Annotated in this window: 19 protein-coding genes, 1 tRNA gene and 1 pseudogene; 18 read left to right on the forward strand and 3 right to left on the reverse strand. The window is 39.2% G+C overall.

Features of this window, described 5'->3' with window-relative positions; all coding sequences use genetic code 11:
• Positions 1 to 164: 164 nt before the first annotated feature.
• The 6 genes from H0Z36_RS00295 (at position 165) to H0Z36_RS00320 (ending at position 6,121) form a co-directional block, all read left to right on the forward strand.
• Positions 165 to 2,285: a ribonucleoside triphosphate reductase gene (locus H0Z36_RS00295; protein ID WP_296862784.1), complete on the forward strand. Its 2,121-nt coding sequence runs from the start codon at positions 165 to 167 to the stop codon at positions 2,283 to 2,285.
• Positions 2,263 to 3,006, forward strand: coding sequence for an anaerobic ribonucleoside-triphosphate reductase activating protein (locus H0Z36_RS00300; RefSeq protein ID WP_296862786.1), 744 nt, complete (start codon positions 2,263 to 2,265; stop codon positions 3,004 to 3,006). Before H0Z36_RS00295 ends, H0Z36_RS00300 begins: the two co-directional genes overlap by 23 nt.
• Before the next feature lie 406 nt (positions 3,007 to 3,412).
• Entirely contained in the window at positions 3,413 to 3,766 is a 354-nt protein-coding gene (locus tag H0Z36_RS00305; RefSeq protein ID WP_296862788.1) for a hypothetical protein, read from the forward strand.
• A 213-nt stretch (positions 3,767 to 3,979) separates the two neighbouring features.
• Positions 3,980 to 4,528, forward strand: coding sequence for a hypothetical protein (locus H0Z36_RS00310; protein ID WP_296862790.1), 549 nt, complete (start codon positions 3,980 to 3,982; stop codon positions 4,526 to 4,528).
• A 40-nt stretch (positions 4,529 to 4,568) separates the two neighbouring features.
• The gene (locus tag H0Z36_RS00315) at positions 4,569 to 5,006 is read left to right on the forward strand and encodes a MaoC family dehydratase (RefSeq protein ID WP_296862792.1); all 438 of its coding nucleotides are present in this window, start codon (positions 4,569 to 4,571) and stop codon (positions 5,004 to 5,006) included.
• 14 nt (positions 5,007 to 5,020) lie between these two features.
• On the forward strand, positions 5,021 to 6,121 hold the full coding sequence (locus H0Z36_RS00320; protein ID WP_296862794.1) for an alpha/beta fold hydrolase: 1,101 nt from the start codon (positions 5,021 to 5,023) through the stop codon (positions 6,119 to 6,121).
• Here H0Z36_RS00320 and H0Z36_RS00325 read toward each other — a convergent pair.
• Complete coding sequence (locus H0Z36_RS00325; protein ID WP_296862796.1) at positions 6,118 to 7,269, reverse strand: hypothetical protein; 1,152 nt, start codon at positions 7,267 to 7,269, stop codon at positions 6,118 to 6,120. The genes H0Z36_RS00320 and H0Z36_RS00325 overlap by 4 nt on opposite strands.
• Before the next feature lie 195 nt (positions 7,270 to 7,464).
• On the opposite strand from H0Z36_RS00325, the gene argH reads away from it, so the two are divergent.
• The 4 genes from argH to H0Z36_RS00345 all read left to right on the forward strand — a co-directional run bounded on the left by argH (position 7,465) and on the right by H0Z36_RS00345 (position 9,491).
• On the forward strand, positions 7,465 to 8,859 hold the full coding sequence (argH, locus tag H0Z36_RS00330) for an argininosuccinate lyase (protein ID WP_296863348.1): 1,395 nt from the start codon (positions 7,465 to 7,467) through the stop codon (positions 8,857 to 8,859).
• Positions 8,843 to 9,130 carry a hypothetical protein gene (locus H0Z36_RS00335; protein ID WP_296862798.1) on the forward strand — a complete coding sequence of 96 codons (288 nt, stop codon included), beginning with the start codon at positions 8,843 to 8,845 and terminating at the stop codon, positions 9,128 to 9,130. Before argH ends, H0Z36_RS00335 begins: the two co-directional genes overlap by 17 nt.
• Positions 9,131 to 9,170: 40 nt before the next feature.
• Positions 9,171 to 9,341: a hypothetical protein gene (locus H0Z36_RS00340; protein WP_296862800.1), complete on the forward strand. Its 171-nt coding sequence runs from the start codon at positions 9,171 to 9,173 to the stop codon at positions 9,339 to 9,341.
• A gap of 75 nt (positions 9,342 to 9,416) precedes the next feature.
• Positions 9,417 to 9,491: transfer RNA gene (locus H0Z36_RS00345), tRNA-Thr, on the forward strand.
• 78 nt (positions 9,492 to 9,569) lie between these two features.
• On the opposite strand, the pseudogene H0Z36_RS00350 reads toward H0Z36_RS00345, so the two are convergent.
• A pseudogene (locus H0Z36_RS00350) lies at positions 9,570 to 10,262 on the reverse strand (5-methyltetrahydropteroyltriglutamate--homocysteine S-methyltransferase); the annotation flags it as partial.
• Between the two features lie 133 nt (positions 10,263 to 10,395).
• On the opposite strand from H0Z36_RS00350, the gene H0Z36_RS00355 reads away from it, so the two are divergent.
• From H0Z36_RS00355 to disA, 8 genes are all read left to right on the forward strand, one after another.
• Entirely contained in the window at positions 10,396 to 11,121 is a 726-nt protein-coding gene (locus H0Z36_RS00355; RefSeq protein WP_296862802.1) for a WecB/TagA/CpsF family glycosyltransferase, read from the forward strand.
• Positions 11,122 to 11,150: 29 nt separating this feature from the next.
• Positions 11,151 to 13,283: a pilus assembly protein PilM gene (gene pilM / locus H0Z36_RS00360; protein WP_296862804.1), complete on the forward strand. Its 2,133-nt coding sequence runs from the start codon at positions 11,151 to 11,153 to the stop codon at positions 13,281 to 13,283.
• A 186-nt stretch (positions 13,284 to 13,469) separates the two neighbouring features.
• Positions 13,470 to 13,895 carry a CtsR family transcriptional regulator gene (locus tag H0Z36_RS00365; protein WP_296862806.1) on the forward strand — a complete coding sequence of 142 codons (426 nt, stop codon included), beginning with the start codon at positions 13,470 to 13,472 and terminating at the stop codon, positions 13,893 to 13,895.
• A 23-nt stretch (positions 13,896 to 13,918) separates the two neighbouring features.
• Positions 13,919 to 14,434 (forward strand): UvrB/UvrC motif-containing protein, encoded by a 516-nt coding sequence (locus H0Z36_RS00370; RefSeq protein WP_296862808.1) that lies wholly within the window; start codon positions 13,919 to 13,921, stop codon positions 14,432 to 14,434.
• 12 nt (positions 14,435 to 14,446) lie between these two features.
• The gene (locus tag H0Z36_RS00375) at positions 14,447 to 15,514 is read left to right on the forward strand and encodes a protein arginine kinase (RefSeq protein WP_296862811.1); all 1,068 of its coding nucleotides are present in this window, start codon (positions 14,447 to 14,449) and stop codon (positions 15,512 to 15,514) included.
• Positions 15,515 to 15,543: 29 nt separating this feature from the next.
• Positions 15,544 to 18,024, forward strand: coding sequence for an ATP-dependent Clp protease ATP-binding subunit (locus H0Z36_RS00380; protein ID WP_296862812.1), 2,481 nt, complete (start codon positions 15,544 to 15,546; stop codon positions 18,022 to 18,024).
• A 140-nt stretch (positions 18,025 to 18,164) separates the two neighbouring features.
• Positions 18,165 to 19,526, forward strand: a complete 1,362-nt coding sequence (gene radA, locus H0Z36_RS00385; RefSeq protein WP_296862814.1) for a DNA repair protein RadA — start codon at positions 18,165 to 18,167, stop codon at positions 19,524 to 19,526.
• Positions 19,527 to 20,600 (forward strand): DNA integrity scanning diadenylate cyclase DisA, encoded by a 1,074-nt coding sequence (disA, locus tag H0Z36_RS00390; RefSeq protein WP_296862816.1) that lies wholly within the window; start codon positions 19,527 to 19,529, stop codon positions 20,598 to 20,600.
• A gap of 103 nt (positions 20,601 to 20,703) precedes the next feature.
• Here the strand turns inward: disA and H0Z36_RS00395 are convergent, their stop codons facing one another.
• Positions 20,704 to 21,102 (reverse strand): DUF1573 domain-containing protein, encoded by a 399-nt coding sequence (locus H0Z36_RS00395; protein WP_296862818.1) that lies wholly within the window; start codon positions 21,100 to 21,102, stop codon positions 20,704 to 20,706.
• Between the last annotated feature and the right edge of the window lie 176 nt (positions 21,103 to 21,278).

Consider the following 21,278-nt stretch of genomic DNA (forward strand, 5'->3'; position numbering starts at 1 on the left):
GAACTAAATCGACAAAAAACGCAGTGATGTTTTCAAAAGAGACTTTTTTTTTATTTGCTTAACAGAGGCGGATACATTATAATAGTAAATGCTCATCACCCTTTATATTGAGTTTAATTTCTAAATACCCACAATATATTGTATGAGCAGGGAGGACAAGATATATGGACATCAGTAAAATCAAAAAACGGGATGGAAGGATAGTGCCTTTTGAAAAAGAAAAAATAACCAAGGCTATTTGGAAAGCTGCACAGGCAGTTGGAGGCAAAGACTACAACCTTGCAGTGGAGCTTACAGAAAAGGTAGTGGAAATTGCCCAGTATGTAAATGGAGATGCAATAGCGACAGTTGAAGATATTCAGGATCTGGTGGAAAGGGTTTTAGTAAAGAATGGACATTACAAGACCGCCAAAGCATACATACTTTACCGTAAACAAAGGCAGGATATGAGAGAGGCCAGCCAGCTTTTGGCTAACAACAAAATTATATCTGATTATCTTGAAAAAAACGACTGGCGTATAAAAGAAAATTCCAATATGACCTATTCCTTACAGGGTATGAATTTCCATATTTCTTCAATACTGGTTTCTCAGTACTGGCTTAATCAGATTTATCCCCCTGAAATCAGAGAAGCACATATAAGCGGGGATTTTCATATCCATGACCTGGGTATTTTAGGGGTATATTGCGTAGGCTGGGATATAAGAGACCTTTTGATGGAAGGTTTTAAAGGAGTAAGGGGAAAGGTGGCCAGCAAACCAGCCAAGCACTTCCGCTCTATATTGGGGCAGATAGTAAACTTTTTCTTTACCCTGCAGGGAGAGGCAGCCGGGGCCCAGGCTTTTTCAAATTTTGACACCCTTTTGGCACCTTTTATCCGTTATGATAATTTAGACTATAAGCAGGTTAAGCAGTGTCTGCAGGAATTTGTTTTTAACATGAATGTTCCAACCCGGGTAGGTTTCCAGACTCCGTTTACCAATGTTACCATGGATCTTAAAGTTCCCGAATTTATGAAGGATGAGCCGGTCATAATAGGTGGAGAATACATGGATTGGACATACGGTGAATTCCAGAAAGAAATGGATATGTTTAACCAGGCATTTGCCGAGGTTATGATGGAAGGGGATGCGGAAGAAAGGGTATTTACTTTCCCCATTCCGACTTACAATATAACTGAAGATTTCGACTGGGATAATCCGGTTTATGATAAAATATGGCAGATGACAGCCAAATACGGCATACCTTATTTTTCGAATTTCATTGGCTCTGATATGAAACCTGAAGATGCAAGGAGCATGTGCTGCCGTCTGCGTTTGGATAACCGGGAACTGAGAAAAAGAGGGGGAGGACTTTTTGGGGCCAATCCTTTGACTGGTTCAATTGGAGTTGTAACTATAAATATGAGCCGAATAGGCTATTTGTCAAAAACTAAAGAAGAATTTTTTGAGCGTTTGGCCCATATAATGGATTTAGCCAAAAACAGCTTGCAGATTAAGCGCAAAGTTTTAGAGAATTTAACTGAATCAGGACTTTATCCTTATTCACAGTTTTATCTGCGCAGGATTAAGGAAGGCTTTGGGCAGTATTGGAAAAACCACTTTTCTACTATTGGGCTTATCGGCATGAATGAAGCATGTCTCAATTTTATGGGTAAAGATATAGGAACTCCGGAAGGTGTGGAGTTTGCCAAAGAGGTTATGGACTTTATGCGGGATCGTCTGAGCAAATACCAGGAAGAAACTGGAGATATATATAACTTGGAGGCTACTCCTGCTGAAGGAGTAAGCTACAGCATTGCCCGCAAAGATAAAGAACAGTTCAAAGATATAATTGTGGCGAATGAAGAAGAGTATCGCCGGGGAGCAGAACCTTACTACACTAATTCTACTCAGCTGCCGGTATACTATACCGATGACCTTTTTAAAGCTTTGAAAATGCAGGATGAGCTGCAAACACGATATACAGGAGGAACAGTATTCCATGTATTTTTGGGAGAATCTGCTCCTTCGCCTGAAGCTGCCAAACGCCTGGTTAAAAAGATATGTGAGCAGTTCAGGCTTCCTTATTTTACTTTAACTCCGACTTTCAGCGTATGTCCCAGCCATGGATATATAAACGGCAAAAAACCGCTCTGCCCGATTTGTGCGGCAGAAGGGAAACAGACTACCTGTGAAGTTTACTCACGCGTAGTAGGATATTTAAGGCCGGTAGATCAGTGGAATGCTGGTAAACAGGCCGAATTCCAGAATAGAAAATCTTTTGATAAGGCGTTGTTGGTTTGATATGAAGTTTGCAGGATTAATAAAACAAAGTTTGGTAGATTATCCGAACAGGATTGCGGCTGTACTTTTTACCTATGGCTGCAATCTCCGCTGTCCTTTTTGTCATAATGGGCATCTTTTAATAAAGCCGAGCCCCCAGACCAGCAAAAATATCTTAATAGATGAAGAAGAAATCTTAGCATTTATAGAAGAAAGAGAAGGTTTTCTTGATGCCTTGGTGATAAGTGGGGGAGAGCCGCTTTTAGAAAGGGAGCTGTTTTATTTTATAGAAAAAGCCAGGAAATATAACATCTTGCTGAAAATTGATACTAATGGAACTAATCCGGAAATGCTGAAAACGCTTTTGGATGCCGGATTTTTGGATTATGTAGCTATGGACATAAAGGCGCCCCTTGATTATAAAAAATATGCTAAGGCGTGTGGAGGTCTGTCTTCTGAGCTCTTTATGAATATAAAGAGCAGTATAAAGCTGCTTTTAGAAGCTGATATATGTGTGGAATTCAGGACGACGGTAGTGCCTGCTTTGCATAGCAATGAGGATATTTTAGAGATTGCCAGGACTATAAAAGGGGCTGAGAGGTATACTCTGCAACAATTTAACCCGGAAAATGCCCTAAATGTAAAATATAGAAATTTAGAGCCTTATTCGGCTGAACATTTGAGAAAGGCAGCGGATCAATGCCGTTTGTATGTGGATAGTGTCGAGGTAGTTAATATATAGGTAAAAAATTCAAATTCCTGCTTAATATTTTATAAGCAGGAATTTTTCTTGTTTTTTTACCAAAAAATGCTTGTAAATTTAAATTTTTCATATTATGATAAATAAAAAGATGTTCATTTCGAAATATGACCTATACCATTGTTCCCGCAAATGTACAATACATTTCGTGCTTCTATTCCGAATTTTGCCACACATTTTTAAAATTTCCAGTAATCTTATCATCTGCAGCAACATATAATGTGGTGTCGTCTTTTTAAAGGATACTCAAGAACCAGTTTCTTTTATCCGGGTTTACTAATACTATTTTTATAAGTAAAAAACAGGGGGGATTGGTTTAAGGGGGGGAGCTTTAAATTAAAGTTTATATTTGGCCATAATTTTATCATATCAATAAGGAGGGTTATTTATGATGAATACCAAGGAAACTATGGAAAGATCTTTTGCTATGCTGGAATCTGCCCTGGATAAGTACTGGGATATGTGGTTGGTGAGTTTGGGAAGCATGTCCTGGAGTCAGGAACAGGTAGAAAACATGTTGAAAAAATATCTGGATCAAAGGAGAACTGCTAGAGAGGAAAGTACCAAGATAATCGAAGAAATGATGCAACAGGTAAAGAAAAACCAGATGCAGATACAGAGCATGGTTAAAGATGCAGTACTTTCAGCTTTAGAAAGTGTGGATTTTCCAGCTTATACGAGCAGTATGGATGAACTTAAGAAAAAGGTAGATGAATTATCCAAAAAAATAGAGGATAAATAAGTATTTTTTTAGCAGGTTTTATATTTTTACGTTTTTTGCATAGATCTTTGCTAAATTAATATGGTTTTATAATTCTCTAGAACTGGAAAAGAACGCGGGCAAGATCGAGGCCTTTGCCTTGATCAACCGCGTTCTTTATGCAGTAGGTATTTAAATTTAGAAAATAATTTGATATTTTTATAGATTTTATTTTTGCCAGAAAGGAGTAGTAGAATGCCTGAGAACACAAAGAATGGCAAAAAGCAGGAAGAAGGCCGTGAAGAAATTATAATGCCGGATTTAAGTCAGTTGTGGAAAGAAATATATTTTAAAACTGAAGAAGCCTGGGCCAACGCGGTTAGGGAGTTTATAAGCACCCGCACTTTTGTGGATTATCTAGATAAGCTTTTGGAGTATAATTTGTCAACTGAGAAGCTTCTGCGGCAAAGCATGGATAGATATATGGAAACGGTTCCTCTGCCTTCCAAGAAGGATATAGCCAGAGTAGCTGAAATGGTAATTTCTATGGAAGATAAGGTTGATAACATGGAATTTCAGTTGATGAAAAATATTGATACCATAGCTAACAGTCTTTTGCAGATGCTGAGTTTTCAGGAAAAACTGCAGCAGGAAATGGCAGATCTAAAAAAACAAATTGATAGCATAAATCAGAAAATAGAAAGTATGGCTAACCCAGTTGAAAAAACTGTATCTAAGACTGAAAAGAAGGAAAAGAAAAGCAGAAACTCCAAGAAAAACGAAAGCAAAGAAGAAAATGCATGATACCGATATTATGTTTGAAAGAGGGAGAGATTGATAGGAAATGGTTGAAAATATATACAGTGAATTGAAGGTTGGGGATAAGGGATATATAGAAAAGACTATAACTGAAACCGATGTATATCTTTATGCAGGGATAACCGGGGATTTTAGCTGGCTGCATGTAAATGAAGAAAGGGCAAGGAGAGGACATTTCAAAACCAGAATAGTGCATGGAATGCTCTTGGCTGGACTTATATCGAATGTAGTGGGAAATCAGATGCCTGGGGCGGGAACTATTTATGAATCTCAGAATTTAAGGTTTTTAAAGCCTTGCTTTATAAATGATACGATAAAAGCACAAACAGAAGTGATTGAACTGATGGAAAAAGGAAGGGTTAAGCTTAAAACTACCTGTCATAACCAGCGGGGGGAACTTTTGGTGGATGGGGAAGCAGTAGTAATACCTCCTCGAAAACATGTTATAAAAGAAACTGAATAACGGGAGGGTAATCTATGAGCAATAAACAGGGGATTCGTTTGCTAAGCGGTTCAGCAGAAGAAGTGGGGGCTAAACTGCAGGAGAATTTCGAACGAATGTTAGAAACTACTCGCAGGTGGATGGAAATACTGACATTTGATCCTGATCCTGAAACCGGGCTTACCCCAAAAAACATAGTTTGGCGTAAAAATAAGGCCAAACTTTACCGGTATGTATGTCCGGGAGAGATAAAGTACCGCACTCCGGTTTTGTTTATATATGCTTTGATAAATAAAGCATATATTTTAGACTTAAGCCCGGGGATGAGCCTTATTGAACATTTGGTCAACGAAGGCTTTGATGTGTATCTTTTGGATTGGGGAGAATTTCAGTGGGAAGACCGGGATTTAAGATTTGACGACTTTGTGTGTGACTATATTGCCCGTGCTGTTTACAAAGTATGCCAGATCTCCGGGACGGAAAGCCTTACTATGGCCGGCTACTGCATGGGAGGAACTATGACGGCTATGTATGCAGCCCTTTATGATAGACCCGAAGTAAAGAATATAATTTATCTGGCAGCTCCTATAGATTTTGAAAATGCCGGTCTTTCCAGTATATGGCTTAAACCTCCCGGATTTGATCCTGATAAAGTGGCAGATGTTTATAAACTTGTTCCTAAAGAATTCATAGATACGGGAGTTAAGATGTTAAAGCCGGTCAATAATTTCTGGGGTACTTATACCCGTCTTTGGAAAAATCTCGATGAAGGGGTTTCCATAAAGTCGTGGAAGGCTTTAAATAAATGGATGAATGATAATGTCCATTTTCCAGGTGCAGCCTACAGGCAGTGGATAAAGGAGTTTTATCAGGAGAATAAGCTTATCAAAAATGAATTTAGAATAAAGGGTCGGACGGTTGACCTTAAAAATATAAAAGCATCTCTTTTGGTATTGGCAGGAGAAAATGATCATATAGTTCTCCCTCATCAGACTAAAGCTATTTTAGATTTATCTTCTTCTACTGATAAAGAGTTTCATATATTTCCTATCGGACATGGAGGATTAGTCTTCGGAAGCGTAGCCAAAAAACAGGTTTATCCAACCATTTCCAATTGGCTTGCTGAGCGTTCTTAAGAAGTAAGTTGCTTATGAACCCACATGGCAGCATTTTTATTATATAAAAGCTCTATGTGGTTTAAAGGGAGAATAGTTTTATTAATCAGTTTGGCTCCGTTTTTGGTCATTCCTTCAGTGTTTAAAGCACTGTCGACAAATACTATGCCGTCGCTTGGAATGGTGGTTTGAACAGGGATGATCCCTATAAAATTGTTATTGCCAGCCAGGACAGCAATTTCAATTTCGGGGGCTATGCCTTTTTTTTCGAGTTTATCTATAAGAAATCCACCGTCTTTTATGGCAGTTTTAATACCTCGGGAATGGCTTATAAAACCAGATCCCCCATAATAAGTAGTCCACCAGTCCTGTTGGGTGGTATCAAGAGGGTATACATCATCCCAGGGATATAGAATCTGGCTTTGACCGGGGAAACAACCTTCTTTATAGATGGAACGGGGAGTTATGTCGATACTGTTTCCGAGATAAAAAATCTTATCCCATGCAATTACTCCGTTCCCTCCTGTCATAAATATGAGATAGGATATGGAAGGATTGCGGAAGGCATAGTCAGTTCCCATATTAGGCACACCTAACATGATGAAACGGCGGACATCACCACGGTAAGGGGTATAAGCCAATCCGGAAAGATAGATGCGGACAGCTATACCCCCTTTACTATGGGCAATAAGGTCTATATGAGAACAGTTGCATAGCTTGGTAATTTTGTCAATTGCATCGGCGATTATTTCTGCCTGCAAAAAATTATTTCCGTGGGAGTGAGGAAAAGTTAGGGAGAAAACCCGGTGTCCCCTTTCTACTAATCTCTGTTGCAGCCCTTTATAGCCTAGGTTGTATATATTGGTGAAGGATGAAGCGTCAAGCCCTGCTCCGTGGATTAGCATAACCGGGATTTTGTGTGGATTAGTATTCCAGCCGGGGGCGAAATGTAAAAGATAAGTATCGGAAGAAGGTTTATCCGTGCCGAATAAGTTTATAAAATCTGGATCCAGCTGAGTATTTACTTCACAGAATTTTTCATTTATCCCTTTTATTTTTTCAGCTCTATGCACTTCTATCTTTTCCCAGTATTTAGAAGAACCGATGCCGGTAATGCGCAGATTGAGATGGTAATTGCCAGTGTATTTATTATAATTATCATTGGTCATATGCCAAACCTCTTTTCATAAGTAGGAGGACTCTCCCTGGATAAAATTGTAACAAAAATAGTTGTTTTTGTCTTTTTGTATAAAATATATTTACGAGTAAAAAGATAAGATTTAGTTATATTTATATACATATCTCAAAAGAAAGATATATAATAAAGACTGAAAAATTTTTTAATAAGGTTTTGAGGTGTAATGATGAAGTTATGGAGTGGAAGATTTACCAAAGAAACAGATAAGCTTACGGAGGACTTTAATGCTTCAATATCTTTTGACTGTCGCATGTATAAACAAGATATAAGAGGCAGTATTGCTCATGCTTCCATGCTGGCTAAACAGGGGATTATAACTAAGGAAGAAAGCCAGCTTATAATAGAAGGTTTAAAGGAGATAGAAAAAGAATTAGAGGAAGGAAAACTGAGGTTTGCGGTAGAAGCAGAGGATGTGCATATGAATATTGAAACCTTCCTCATAAAAAAAATAGGTGAAGTGGGCAAAAAACTGCATACCGCCAGAAGCCGAAATGACCAGGTAGCCTTGGATTTAAGACTTTATCTTAAGGATGAGATAAAAGAAATCAGGAGGCTGCTCATAGACTTGGAGGAAACATTGCTCAATTTGGCAGAAGAGCATGTAGAAACTATAATGCCAGGTTATACCCATCTTCAGAAAGCACAGCCGGTGAGCCTGGCGCATCATCTCATGGCATATTTTGAGATGATGCGCCGGGATGTGGAAAGGCTGGATGATTGTTTAAAAAGAACCGACTATATGCCCTTGGGATCGGGAGCTTTAGCCGGCACCGGATTTAACCTGGATCGCGATTTTGTAAAAGAGCAGCTCGGTTTTACTCATGTAACCCGAAATAGTTTAGATGCAGTAAGTGACAGAGATTTTGCGATTGAATTTTTAAGTTTTGCCAGCATTCTAATGATGCATCTGTCGCGTTTTTCAGAGGAACTTATAATCTGGTCGACTGAGGAATTTGGATTTGTGGAAATGGATGATGCTTTTTCTACAGGTTCTAGCATAATGCCGCAGAAGAAAAATCCTGATATAGCTGAGCTTGTCCGCGGAAAGACGGGAAGGGTTTATGGCGATCTTGTCGCTTTACTTACGATAATGAAAGGGCTTCCTTTAGCTTACAACAAAGATATGCAGGAAGATAAAGAAGCACTTTTTGATGCGGTAGATACAGTAAAAAAATGCCTTATAGTATTTACACCTATGCTTAAGACAGCTAGATTTAAGCCTGAAAAAATGGCTAAGGCTGCCCGTGGGGGCTTTACCAATGCTACTGATTTGGCCGATTACCTGGTAAGAAAAGGTCTGCCTTTTCGTGATGCCCATGAGGTTGTAGGAAAAGCTGTGCTTTATTGTATTGAAAGAGGAAAGGATTTAGAAGAATTAAACCTTAGCGAATACCAGGAATTTTGCCGGCTTATAGATGAAGATGTTTATGAATTTCTGGCTGTCAAGGAATGTGTAGCTCGCCGCAAAGTTAAAGGGGGACCTGCTCCAGAGCAGGTTTTAAAGGCAATAGATGAAGCTAAAGTATGGCTTGGGAGGGAGAAGGATGTACAGGCTGAGTAGGTTTACTTCGGTTGATGGAGTGCCTGTTCGAGAAGAGGTTGAAACTTGGGCAGAAAGTTATTTTTTCAACCTTATGAATTTATTTAATGCATTTTTATCATGGGTTGATGTAGATAAAGCTTTGGAGCGCCTGCGTCAGATTCCTTTTGCCCAGTTGGTGCAGGAAGAATTAGAAAATGAAAGTGAAGAGGTAAAAGAAATAGCAATATCCAAAGTTATGGAACTGCTGGAAATGGAGATTAATTATATGGAAGCATATGCGCAAAAATAAGGGTTTGATATTTTGAAAAGAGGGAGGAAATCAATTATTTATGGAAAAATGCAGTATATGTGGAAGAGAGTATCCGGAAGCGGCTTTGAAAAAGATGGTGCAAATTTCCGGTCGCAAGGCATATCTGAATAAAATTTGCCCGGCTTGCCAGGCAATAGTGCTTAACAATCCAAACTATTACTACCTGGAAGAAAATAAAAAGAATGGATAAGAAGAGTGCCTTGACGGAGATAAGTTAACTTGCTATTATCAATATGTCAGTATAAAATTGTGATGTTTAAAGGATGCCGATGTGGCTCAGTGGTAGAGCAGCTGATTCGTAATCAGCAGGTCGCCGGTTCGAATCCGGCCATCGGCTCCAGAAAATATAGGGTTTTTACCTTATTCTTACTCAATATTTAAAATAATTGATTCTCAGGAAAGCAACAACAGAGAGGGTAAAAGCGCTTATTGCCCAATTTAGGTAATCGTTTTGTTCGGATTGTCTTAAAGGCAATTTTTCAATCAGCGCTGCTTCGTCGATTTGGATAATTTTTATACCTTCTTTTTCAAGTTCTAATACTTCTTCTCTTATAGCAAGAGCGAGCTGAAACGCTACTTCTTTAAGGGGAATATCTTCTCGAACAAATGACCAATTCAATATTGTTACAGGACATGTAAGAATCCCTTTGACCATTTTTTGGGTAAGGCTTTGCGCATATTTTGTATATTCGACTGTTATTGGCTTTGTTCTTTTTGTGTCAGAGAATAAAATTGGCGGTTTTACACATCTTGTTCCATAAGATTGACCCCAGCCTTTTTTGCTTATGATAAATCCTTCCAGGTTTTCTCCAAAGAACTCTACCATGTCATTTCTTTCATATTCACCATGTACTAGAACATCTAAACCTATTTCTTCCTGAAGCCTTATGACGTTTTCAATTTTGGATTTTACAAACCGGTCATATTCTTCAAAGGTTATTTTGCCATTTTTCAGTTCACTCCTTGTTCTTCGAACATCTTCAGTTTGTGGAAATGAACCTATAGTTGTTGTTGGAAGCTTTGGGAGTTTCGGCAGTTCTTTTTGGATTTTAATTCTTTCATCAAATCCAGGTTTTCTTTCAAAATTATCTTTTTTAAGGTTTCCTATTTCTGAAAGGCTGTTTGTTTTAAATTTTTCGGATTAAGTATTGATACTTTGCTTGCTTGAATAAAACCTAATTTAAATCTCTCCATAAAAAATGGTAAAATTAAGAGGATTAAAATGCTTATAGGGAGTAAGGTTTATGCAGAAAAAGATAGAGATACTAGGTTGCTTTATAGATGCGGTTGACAGTAGAGATGCTTTGCAGAAGGCGGAGGAGTTTATTTTACAGGGAATTCCTTCCCATGTTATTACTTTGAATGCGGAGATTGCCTATGCTGCCAGCAGTGATCCAGAGCTTAAGAAGATTATAAATAAGGCAGATTTGGTAACTCCAGATGGAATAGGTATAGTTTGGGCAGCCCGTAGAAAAGGGTATGATTTAAAGGAACGGGTTACTGGAATAGATATGGTGTATAATTTATCTGAGCTAGCTTCTGAAAAAGGATATAAGGTTTTTCTTTTAGGTGCAGCTCCTGGAGTGGCAGAAAAAGCAGCTGAAAATTTACAGCTTAAATATCCGGACCTTATTATTTGCGGGACCCGGGATGGCTATTTTAGGGAAGAAGAAGTTGATGAAGTTATCGATGAAATAAGGAATTTATCACCGCATATTTTAATGGTGGCATTGGGTGCTCCCAAGCAGGAATTTTTTATAAACAGATATAAAGAAAGATTAGAAGTTCCCTTATGCCTTGGGGTAGGCGGGAGTTTTGATGTTATTTCCGGATTAAAGAAAAGAGCGCCTGAGATTATGATAAAACTTAATTTAGAGTGGCTTTACCGCCTTGTTTTGGAACCGAAGAGGCTTAAAAGACAGATGGCTTTGCCTAAGTTTGTTATTAAAGTGTTGAAAGAAGAAAAATAATTACTCCTTGTTAAAGGGGGAGGTTTTTAATGGAAAATGCAGTTTTTGCTCTGGATATCGGCACGCGAAAGATTGTAGGTCTTATTATGCAAAAGGTTGACGACAGGTTTGTGGTTTTAGACAGTGAAATGATAGAGCATAGGACTAGAGCTATGTTAGATGGGCAGATACATGATGTGGAAGCGGTAGCTGCAGTAATAAAGGAAATAAAGAAGGGATTAGAGGAGAGAAATAATATCAGGCTTGAAAAAGCAGCTGTGGCAGCAGCCGGAAGGTCGCTCAGGACGGTTATGGGGGAAAAGCAAAAGAAGAGGGTTATGTTAGATGAAATTACAGTGGAAGAAGTCCAGGCTTTAGAGATTGAAGCAGTTCAGGAAGCCCAGTTAAAACTGATGCAGGGTAATAATCAGGGTCAGGAAAAGGCCGATTATTTCTGTGTAGGTTACAGTGTTGTTTATTATGAACTTGATGGACAAAAGATTTTAAGTCTGGTTGGACAGAGGGGATCGCATATAAAAGCATCGGTTATTGCTACTTTTTTGCCTCGAGTAGTGGTAGACAGCCTTCTTTCTGCTTTAAAGAGAGCTGAGCTTGATATTTTAAGTCTTACCTTGGAACCTATTGCGGCTTTGTCTGTTACTATACCGCCTAATATGCGTCTTTTGAATCTAGCCCTGGTGGATATCGGGGCAGGCACTTCAGATATTGCAATAGTAAGAAATGGTGACATTGTAGCTTATGCGATGGTTCCTATAGGGGGGGATGAACTTACTGAAAGCTTGGCTTCTCACTATCTGCTGGACTTTGATGAAGCGGAAGCTTTTAAAAGACAGCTGAGGGAAAAAGAAGAAGTTAGGATAACGGATGTTTTAGGCAATGAGACTTTGATAATGCGCGATGAAGCAATAAAGGTTATGGAACCGGTTATAAAAGAGCTTTCACAACATATAGCTGGCTATATCACGACTTTGAACCAGAAAGCTCCTGATGCGGTAATTCTTATCGGAGGGGGAAGTTTGACTCCTACTTTGACTGAAAATATAGCAAAGGAGCTTAATCTGCCCTTAAACCGGGTAGGGATAAGAACGCCGGATAAATTTGCTCACTTTGATTTTAAAGCTGACTATCTTAAAGGACCGCAGGGAGGGACGCCGCTGGGGATTGCTTATTATTCTTTGACAAGTCCTCCGATGCCTTTTATGAAGGTAACTATTAATGGACGAGAGATAGTTTTGTGGAATATAGGAGAAATCAGTGTAAGCAAAGCGCTCTTGAGCTCAGGGCTGCCTTTGGGAAATATTTATGGACGACCAGGGTTAGGCAAGACTATAGAGATAAATGGCAGTATTCGAGTTCTGAAGGGAGAAGTAGGTACTCCTCCGGTTATCAAAGTGAATGGAGAAGATGCTTCTTTAGAAACCATGTTAAAGGATGGTGATGTAATAGAATTTATTCCTGGAAAGGAAGGCAGGGAAGCCAAAGTTGTGGTAAAAGATTTAATTAATGCAGGGGAAAGCGATTATGTTATAGTAAATGGAGAATCAGTAGAGATTGGTCTTAATATAGAGATAAACGGGCTACCTGCTGGGTTGGATGATGAGGTCCCGGATCGGGCAAAGGTTTTAATTAAGAGGATGGATGCGGTAAAGGATGTCTTGGTTTCAGCAGGGATTCCCTCTGAATATATGGAAGAGAAAGTTTACAGGTATTATTTTAATGGGCAGGAGATGTTTTTAAGGTGGCTTCCGTTAAAGGTAAAGATGGAAGGGAAGCCGGTTTCCTTAAGTGACACGGTTTACAGAGGAGCAGAAATTCAATGTGAATACGGACGTTTACGTCCCAGGCTTCGCGATATACTTAAAGATGGACAGATTAATAAAATTAAGGTTGTGGTTAACGGACAAGAGATAACTTTGAACAGCAGACCTAGAGAAATAAAGGTTAATGGAGAAAAAGCAGATCCTGATATGGAACTTTTGGAAGATATGAGAATAGAAATTGAAAAGGACAAAAGTGGAGCTATATTAAGCGACATATTTAAAGTTATAGAAATTGAGCCGGTAAGCTCAGGCAAGCTGGTAATGCAGGTAGATGGCGAGCCAGCCGGTTTTACTACTCCTATATTTGACAACAGTGTTATTACTATCAAATGGGAAAAATAAAAGAGCAGGGGATAGTTTTATCAGTGAAAACTATCCCCTTTAATTTTTGGAAATTTTAAAATATCTGATAGTTATATGTGGAGTTGGGAAAGTAAATAATAATTTTGAAAAAGAATATTGCAATTTGACTTTTGTTGACTATAATATAAAAAAGAAAGGTCAAACAAAGTCAAGAGAGGGATGAGCATGAAAAAAAGTTTGGCAGATAAAATCGAAGAATATTTGAAGGTTTTGATTGAACGCAGTGAAAACAGGCAAATAGAAATTCAAAGGGCAGAGCTTGCGGAAACATTTTGTTGTGTCCCTTCTCAGGTGACTTATGTTATAAGCACCAGGTTTAATGAAAAGAGTGGGTATTTAACTGAAAGCAGAAGAGGGGGCAAGGGATATGTAAAAATTACCCGCCTTGATAATGATGATCCGTTAGCCCAGATGAGCCGCAATAACCTGTTTGATTTTCTAGATAGAATAAAGGATGAACAGATAATAAGCCGCCGGGAAAATGAAATGTTGAAACATCTGGCAGTATATGCTTTTAAGGAGTGGCCTTCTGAAGAGAGAAGCCGAATTTTTAAGGCTATAGAAGAAGCCTTGAAGGATTATTTAATGTGAGTTTTCGTGAAAGGAGGATTTATATGTACTGTGATGAATGCAAAATAAGACCTGCTACGGTGCATTTAACCCAGATCATAAACGGACAGATGATACAGATGCATCTCTGCGAGCAATGTGCAGCTAAAAAAGGGGCATCTGTGTTTAACAGTGCAGATACTGGTTTTTCTATACCTAATCTTTTGGGAACATTATTCAGCAATGTGTATAACGTGCAAGGGATAAGTTCGCCTGCGGTAAGCAGTGTAAGCTGCCCAAACTGCGGTATGGATTTTGAAAGAATAAGACAGACTGGAAAACTTGGATGTTCTGAATGTTATTTTACTTTTGAGAGGGAACTTGAACCTACTTTAAGAAGGGTGCATGGAAACAGCCAGCATATCGGAAAGGTTCCCCGCCGCGGTGGAGGAAAGGTTATGTTAAAGAAGAAAATTGAAGAGCTTAAAAACAGATTGCAGCGAGCGGTTGCCCGGGAAGAATATGAAAAAGCTGCTGAAATAAGGGATGAAATTAAGAGGCTGGAGAAAGAAATGGAGTAAGGAGGTGTCTTTATGGGGGTAAGTGATCTTTTGAATCAGAGTTTTGTTGCCTGGATGGATGCGGATAAAGGCGCCGATTCAGATATAGTTGTAAGCAGCCGGGTAAGACTTGCCCGCAACCTGAGTATGATACCTTTTCCCCATATGCTTAATGATGAAACAGGTTCTAAAGTAGTTGATGAGATAAGAAAAGCCTGGAAGAAAAGTACCAGCAGTGAGCTTAACAGAATGGATCTGGTAACTTTTGATCAACTTTCTATTTTAGACCGCAAGATATTGATGGAAAAACACCTCATAAGTCCGGAACATAGTGAATCTAATGCGAGATTTAAAGGGATTATGGTAAATAATGACGGGTCTTTAGCCGTGATGATAAATGAAGAAGACCATCTGCGTATGCAGTGTTTTCTTCCAGGGCTAAGGCTTATGGAATGCTACAATCGCATTCAACTTATAGATGATGAATTGGAAAAAAGTTTGGATTTTGCTTTTGACGAAAGAAGGGGTTATTTAACTTCCTGTCCGACTAATGTAGGAACTGGAATGAGAGCCTCTGTTATGCTTCATCTTCCGGCTTTATCCTTGAGTGGACAGACCAGCCGTATTTTCCAGAATGTTAGCCAGCTGGGCATGACAGTCCGAGGATTGTACGGAGAGAATACTGATACAGTAGGCAATTTTTATCAGTTGTCCAATCAGATTACTTTAGGACAGACCGAAGAAGATATTATAAATAATTTAACCAGCATAGCAGGACAAATAATAGAGCAGGAAAGAATAACCCGCCAAAAGCTCTTAAGGGAAATGCCCTATCAGTTGGAAGACAGAATAGGTAGAGCCTATGGAATACTTACCAATGCCCGGGTTATAACTTCTAACGAAGCTTTAATGCATCTGTCTGATGTAAGGTGGGGGGTAGACTTAGGTCTCATTAAGAATTTGAAACCTTTTGCCTTGAATGAATTGATTGTGGCTATAAGGCCTGCTCATCTTCAGAAAAAAGCAGGCAAAGAAATGGAACCTTTTGAACGGGATGTAAAGAGGGCTGAAGTTATCAAAGAAAAGCTTGCCAGCCATTAAAAATTAAATTGAAAAGGAGGTTGATGTGTATGTTTAGAAGATTTACACAAAGGGCTAGAAGTGCAGTTATGTACGCCCAGGAAGAAGCTAGAAGTTTAGGTCATCCTGCAATAGGGACTGAACATATTCTTTTAGGGCTTTTACGGGAAGGAGAAGGAATAGGAGCAAGAGCCCTTACCAGTTTAGGAATTGACTTGGGAAAAGTAAGACAGGAAGTAATAAAGGTTGTTGGTCAAAGAGGAGAAGTTGAAAAACCGGAAGGGGATCTCCCAATAACTCCAAGGGCTAAGAAGGTTTTCAACCTGGCTTTTGATGAAGCAAGGTTGCAGGGGGTAAATTATGTGGGAACTGAGCATCTTCTGCTTGCCCTTTTAAGAGAGGAAGAAGGAGTAGCAGGCCAAGTTTTAATGTCTATGGGGGTAAAGCTGGATGAAGTAAGAGAACAGGTTATGCTTCTTTTGGGAGGAGAGGCTGGCCTTAATATAGGTAATCCCCCCATTTATCAGGAGCCAGTGATCAACCAGATTAATCCGCAATCAGTAAAAAGAAAGGCTAAAAGCAAAACACCTGTTTTGGACAATTTCAGCCGTGATCTGACTCAGGATGCTTTGGAAGGACGATTAGACCCGGTTATAGGAAGGGAAAAAGAAATTGAAAGGGTAATCCAGGTATTGTCAAGGAGAACTAAAAATAATCCGGTTTTAATTGGAGATCCAGGGGTAGGTAAAACGGCTATTGTCGAAGGTTTGGCTCAGCGGATTGTAGAAAACAGAGTGCCAGAAATTTTAAGCAATAAACGGGTGGTTGCTCTTGACTTGTCTGCTATGATAGCAGGAACCAAGTATCGTGGCGAATTTGAGGATCGCTTGACAAAAATTGTAAATGAAATTAAGTCTGCCGGTGATATTATTGTTTTCATCGATGAACTTCACACTATTGTAGGAGCAGGTGCTGCTGAAGGTGCTATAGATGCAGCCAATATTTTAAAGCCTTCACTGGCTAGAGGAGAATTTCAATGTGTAGGAGCAACTACTCTGGATGAATATCGTAAACACATAGAAAAGGATGCTGCCTTAGAACGCAGGTTCCAGCCGATATTGGTAGATGAGCCTAGCATTGAGGAAAGCATTGAAATTTTAAAAGGTCTGCGCGATCGCTATGAAGCTCATCACGGGATTAAAATAAGCGATAAGGCCATTGAAACAGCCGTAAAGCTTTCAGCCCGTTATATTACTGACAGATTTCTGCCTGATAAGGCTATAGACCTGATTGATGAAGGGGCTTCCAAGCTGAGGCTTGCCAATTATGTTTTACCTGATGATTTGAAAGAATTGGAGGCTAAATTAGAAGAGATTATAAAAGAAAAAGAAGAGGCTATTAATGCTCAGGAATATGAAAAGGCAGCCCAGCTTAGAGATGAAGAACAAAAGCTAAGGGATGAAATTGAAAACAGGCGTAAAGAATGGGTAAATCAGCGTAATAAAGAGCTTAGAATTTTGGAAGAAGAAGATATAGCAAAGATTGTATCCGATTGGACTGGTATTCCGGTAAGCAAGCTGGCTGAAGAGGAGACCGAAAGGTTAGTACATTTGGAAGATGTTCTGCATCAAAGGGTTATAGGACAGGACGAAGCAGTGAAATCAGTGGCTAGAGCAGTAAGAAGGGCTAGAGCCGGTCTTAAAAACCCAAAACGGCCTATAGCTTCGTTTATATTCCTTGGGCCTACCGGAGTAGGAAAAACTGAACTGGCACGTGCTTTGGCAGAGGTGATGTTTGGCAGTGAAGATGCTTTAATAAGGCTTGATATGTCTGAATATATGGAAAAACATGCGGTATCCCGCATGATAGGTTCGCCGCCAGGTTATGTAGGATATGATGAAGGCGGGCAACTTACGGAAAAAGTAAGGAGAAAGCCTTATTCAGTAATTCTTTTGGATGAAATAGAAAAGGCTCATCCTGAAGTATTTAACGTTCTTTTACAGGTATTAGAGGATGGAAGGCTGACAGACGGTCAGGGCAGAACCGTAGATTTCCGGAACACTATAATTATAATGACTTCCAATGTGGGTGCAGAATCTATACGCAATGCCAAGAAGGTAGGTTTCAGCAAGGGCGATGATGAGGCAGAAAATTATGCCAAGATGAAAGAAAGGGTTATGGAACACTTAAAACAGACTTTCAGACCTGAATTTATTAACCGGATAGATGAAATCATAGTATTCAAGAGCCTTGCTGATGAACAGCTGAGGCAGATTATTGATCTCCTGCTAAAGGATGTAAAAGAACGGATAGCTGAAAACGGCTATGACTTGGAAGTAACTGAAGCTGCCAAAGAAGTAATTATGAAATCGGGATATGACCCGCAGTTTGGAGCAAGACCTTTGAAGCGTGCTATTCAGAAGATGGTAGAAGATACAATAGCCGAAGAAATACTCAAGAAAACGGTAGTTCCAGGAGATAGAATACTGGTTGATGCAGAGGAAGGTAATATTGTGGTTAAGAAAGGATAAAGATTTGTGGGGTAGTTTTCATATAATAAAATTTTTTGAAAACTGCCCCGATTTTTTCTGCGATTAGTGGAGAAAAAAGGTATTTTATGTTAAATTAAATAATGAAATCAGATATTGTAATAATATTCCGGGGGAAAATTATGGTTAAAAATATAAACCGCTTTGTATGTGCAAATTGCGGTTATGAAACTCTTAAATGGATGGGAAGATGTCCCGGGTGCGGCAGTTGGAACACAATGCAGGAAGAAAATGAAAAATCTGTTTTTAAAAGTCTGCAAAATATAAAAACAGAAGCTGTTCCCTTAAGTTTGATAGGAAAAGAGGAAGTAGTCCGTTTCAGCACAGGTATGACAGAGTTTGACCGGGTTTTAGGCGGCGGTATAGTGCCTGGATCTCTTATATTGCTAGGAGGGGATCCTGGGATAGGGAAGTCTACTTTGCTTTTGCAGGTTTCTGATTATATGGCTAAAAAGGGCGAAAAGGTTTTGTATTTATCTGGAGAAGAGTCTTTAAAGCAAATTCGCCTTCGCTCTTTGAGGATGGGCATAGATAACGAAAATATATATCTTTTAAATGAGCAGAATATAGAAGTATTAGAATATTATGTTGAAGATATAAAACCTAAAATTATAATAATAGATTCTATCCAGACGGTTTATTCGGAAAGCCTTTCTTCGATTCCGGGCAGCGTATCCCAACTGCGGGAGTGCACGGCGAAGATTATGGGGATAGCCAAGGAAAAGGATATAAGTGTCTTTTTAATCGGCCATGTTACTAAAGAAGGGGCTATTGCCGGACCTAAAATTTTGGAACATATGGTGGATGTAGTTGTTTATTTTGAAGGAGATAAAAATTTTGCTTTTAGATTGTTGCGCGGGATAAAAAACCGCTTTGGGTCGACAGATGAACTAGGGATATTAGAGATGACAGGCCAGGGATTGATTGAGGTAAATAATCCTTCTCAGCTTTTTTTAAGCTCCAGAGAAGCTGCGTTAAGTGGAACAGCAATAACAGTAAGTTTTGAAGGGAGCAGACCTTTTTTAGTTGAAGTCCAGGCTTTAGTAACCTCATCTATGCCGCCTTATGCTAGAAGAATGGCTTCAGGTATTGATCAAAACCGGTTATCATTGCTCATTGCAGTTTTGGAAAAAAGAACTGGTTTTATCCTTTCCGGATATGATGTGTATTTAAAGGTAACTGGAGGGGTATTTCTTAAGGATCCGGCAGTAGATTTAGGTATTGTAGCTGCTGTATTTTCAAGCTATAAAGATAAGCCACTTCCTTCAGACATGGTTTTTATTGGAGAAGTCGGCTTATCAGGAATAATCAGAAATGTTCCTTTTATAGATTCACGTCTTAAAGAGGTTGAAAAATTAGGATATAAAAAAGCGGTGGTTCCGTATGGGTTGAATTTTAAAGACGGGTTGAGTCCAGGTATAGAAATAATAGAGGTTAAAATGATAAATGATTTTATTGAAATGCTTGCGGAAGGATGGGTGTAGATGGAGGATATCTATCATGGCAAATTTAAACAATCCCTACAGCTTTTAGCTCCAGGGAGTTTGTTCAGGATTGGAGTAGAAAATATTCTTCAGGCCAACACTGGCGGGCTTATTGTAGTGGGAAATTCACCCGAGCTTATGAAATTGGTAAGCGGAGGATTTAAAATAGACTGTGAGTATACTCCTGCTCGTTTATATGAGCTGGCTAAGATGGATGGAGCTATTATAATGAATGGAGATGCTACCCGTATACTCATTGCCAATGCCCAGCTCGACCCTGATCCCAGTTTGCCTTCGCAGGAAACAGGAATAAGACATAGAACTGCGGAAAGGGTAGCGCGTCAGACTGGGGAACTGGTGGTGGCAGTCTCCCAGAGGCGCAAGGTTATAACCCTTTATCAGGGTACAGTTATATTCAGATTGAGAGATATATCTACTCTTTTGGTTAAAGCTAATCAGGCATTGCAAACTTTAGAAAAATACCGCAATGTCATGTTTAAAGATTTGCAGCGCTTGAGCGGAATGGAGTTTGAAGATGTAGTTACTGTATCTGAAGTATGTGAAGTTCTGCGCCGTATAATAAAAGTTTTGCATATTGGGGAAGAGATTGAAAACTACATTGCTGAGCTGGGAAGCGAAGGACGCCTGGTAAAAATGCAGCTTGATGAAATGCTTGCTAACGTAAGGGAGGAAGCTTTGTATATAATACAGGATTATAACCGGACTTTGGATAAAACGCCGGAGGAGCTTTTGAATACTATGCTGAGGGCATTTGAAGAAGATATATCCGACTCCGTGTTTATTGCCCGGATTTTATCATTAGGTACTGCCGCCAGCCATCTGGAACAGCAGGTATCGCCGCGTGGATATCGTATGCTGCAAAAGCTTCCCCGTATTCCTTCTTCAGTTATAGATAACCTGGTAGAACGCTTTGCACTTTTAAGCAATGTTATGCGGGCAAGCATAGAAGAATTAGATGAAGTTGAGGGGATTGGCGAAGTTAGAGCCCACTCGATAAAGAACGGACTTAAACGCATGCAGGAACAGCTCTTTTTGGAATATAAATATATATGAATAGTTGAGCTATAGATAAAGAATTAGAGCATGCAGGTTTATAGAATAAGCCTGCATGCTTTTTATTTGGAAGGGAATATCTCTGTTTAATAAGGATAATGCCTTAAGTCATGTTGAAAATGCCGAGGGTGGAAGATTTTTTATATTCCTTGATGAAAACATCATAAAGGCTTATATCGAGGGTATTACATAAGGCGGCGGAGTAGAAGAGCATTTTACCCAGTTCGTTAATTATTATTTCTTCACAGTTAGGACAAAGTTTGCCACGAACGTGGCTGTCTAAGTACTGTTTAAGTTCTTTTATTGAATCTATATCTTTTGGAATCTGCATTTTTGAGGCTTCAATACTTATGCAGCCGCATTCAGTTACCGCTTTAGCAATTGCCCGGTTTACCCGGCTGCTGGCTTCGGATAATTTGGAAGTTATATCCAATATGCTGCGGTGCCGTATCAAAAGTTCACCTACAACATTTTGAAATTCATCACAAATCAAGTCTTTCATAAGAGACTTGCCTCCTTAAATCCTGAGTTTAGATAATTATAGCCTTTGTTTTCAGGCTTTGTCAATTTAATATCCTGTCATCTTGTGTCGTTAAGGATTGGGATAAAGGCAGGGGACAAAATTGTATTTTGTGGAATAATTTACATATTAATTGGTATAATTATTGATCTTTTATA

Origin of the sequence: Thermosyntropha sp., assembly GCF_017656155.1 — a bacterium.
Classification (GTDB): Bacteria; Bacillota; Syntrophomonadia; order Syntrophomonadales; family Syntrophomonadaceae; genus Thermosyntropha.

Excerpts from the sequence above, each read along its gene's own strand:
- radA (WP_296862814.1), top strand. The coding sequence starts at position 18,165 with ATGGTTAAAAATATAAACCGCTTTGTATGTGCAAATTGCGGTTATGAA.
- H0Z36_RS00320 (WP_296862794.1), top strand. The coding sequence starts at position 5,021 with ATGAGCAATAAACAGGGGATTCGTTTGCTAAGCGGTTCAGCAGAAGAA.
- H0Z36_RS00310 (WP_296862790.1), top strand. The coding sequence starts at position 3,980 with ATGCCTGAGAACACAAAGAATGGCAAAAAGCAGGAAGAAGGCCGTGAA.
- disA (WP_296862816.1), top strand. The coding sequence starts at position 19,527 with ATGGAGGATATCTATCATGGCAAATTTAAACAATCCCTACAGCTTTTA.
- H0Z36_RS00305 (WP_296862788.1), top strand. The coding sequence starts at position 3,413 with ATGATGAATACCAAGGAAACTATGGAAAGATCTTTTGCTATGCTGGAA.
- H0Z36_RS00325 (WP_296862796.1), bottom strand. The coding sequence starts at position 7,269 with ATGACCAATGATAATTATAATAAATACACTGGCAATTACCATCTCAAT.
- H0Z36_RS00335 (WP_296862798.1), top strand. The coding sequence starts at position 8,843 with ATGTACAGGCTGAGTAGGTTTACTTCGGTTGATGGAGTGCCTGTTCGA.
- H0Z36_RS00365 (WP_296862806.1), top strand. The coding sequence starts at position 13,470 with ATGAAAAAAAGTTTGGCAGATAAAATCGAAGAATATTTGAAGGTTTTG.
- H0Z36_RS00380 (WP_296862812.1), top strand. The coding sequence starts at position 15,544 with ATGTTTAGAAGATTTACACAAAGGGCTAGAAGTGCAGTTATGTACGCC.
- H0Z36_RS00315 (WP_296862792.1), top strand. The coding sequence starts at position 4,569 with ATGGTTGAAAATATATACAGTGAATTGAAGGTTGGGGATAAGGGATAT.
- H0Z36_RS00395 (WP_296862818.1), bottom strand. The coding sequence starts at position 21,102 with ATGAAAGACTTGATTTGTGATGAATTTCAAAATGTTGTAGGTGAACTT.
- H0Z36_RS00370 (WP_296862808.1), top strand. The coding sequence starts at position 13,919 with ATGTACTGTGATGAATGCAAAATAAGACCTGCTACGGTGCATTTAACC.
- H0Z36_RS00375 (WP_296862811.1), top strand. The coding sequence starts at position 14,447 with ATGGGGGTAAGTGATCTTTTGAATCAGAGTTTTGTTGCCTGGATGGAT.
- H0Z36_RS00340 (WP_296862800.1), top strand. The coding sequence starts at position 9,171 with ATGGAAAAATGCAGTATATGTGGAAGAGAGTATCCGGAAGCGGCTTTG.
- pilM (WP_296862804.1), top strand. The coding sequence starts at position 11,151 with ATGGAAAATGCAGTTTTTGCTCTGGATATCGGCACGCGAAAGATTGTA.
- H0Z36_RS00295 (WP_296862784.1), top strand. The coding sequence starts at position 165 with ATGGACATCAGTAAAATCAAAAAACGGGATGGAAGGATAGTGCCTTTT.
- H0Z36_RS00355 (WP_296862802.1), top strand. The coding sequence starts at position 10,396 with ATGCAGAAAAAGATAGAGATACTAGGTTGCTTTATAGATGCGGTTGAC.
- argH (WP_296863348.1), top strand. The coding sequence starts at position 7,465 with ATGAAGTTATGGAGTGGAAGATTTACCAAAGAAACAGATAAGCTTACG.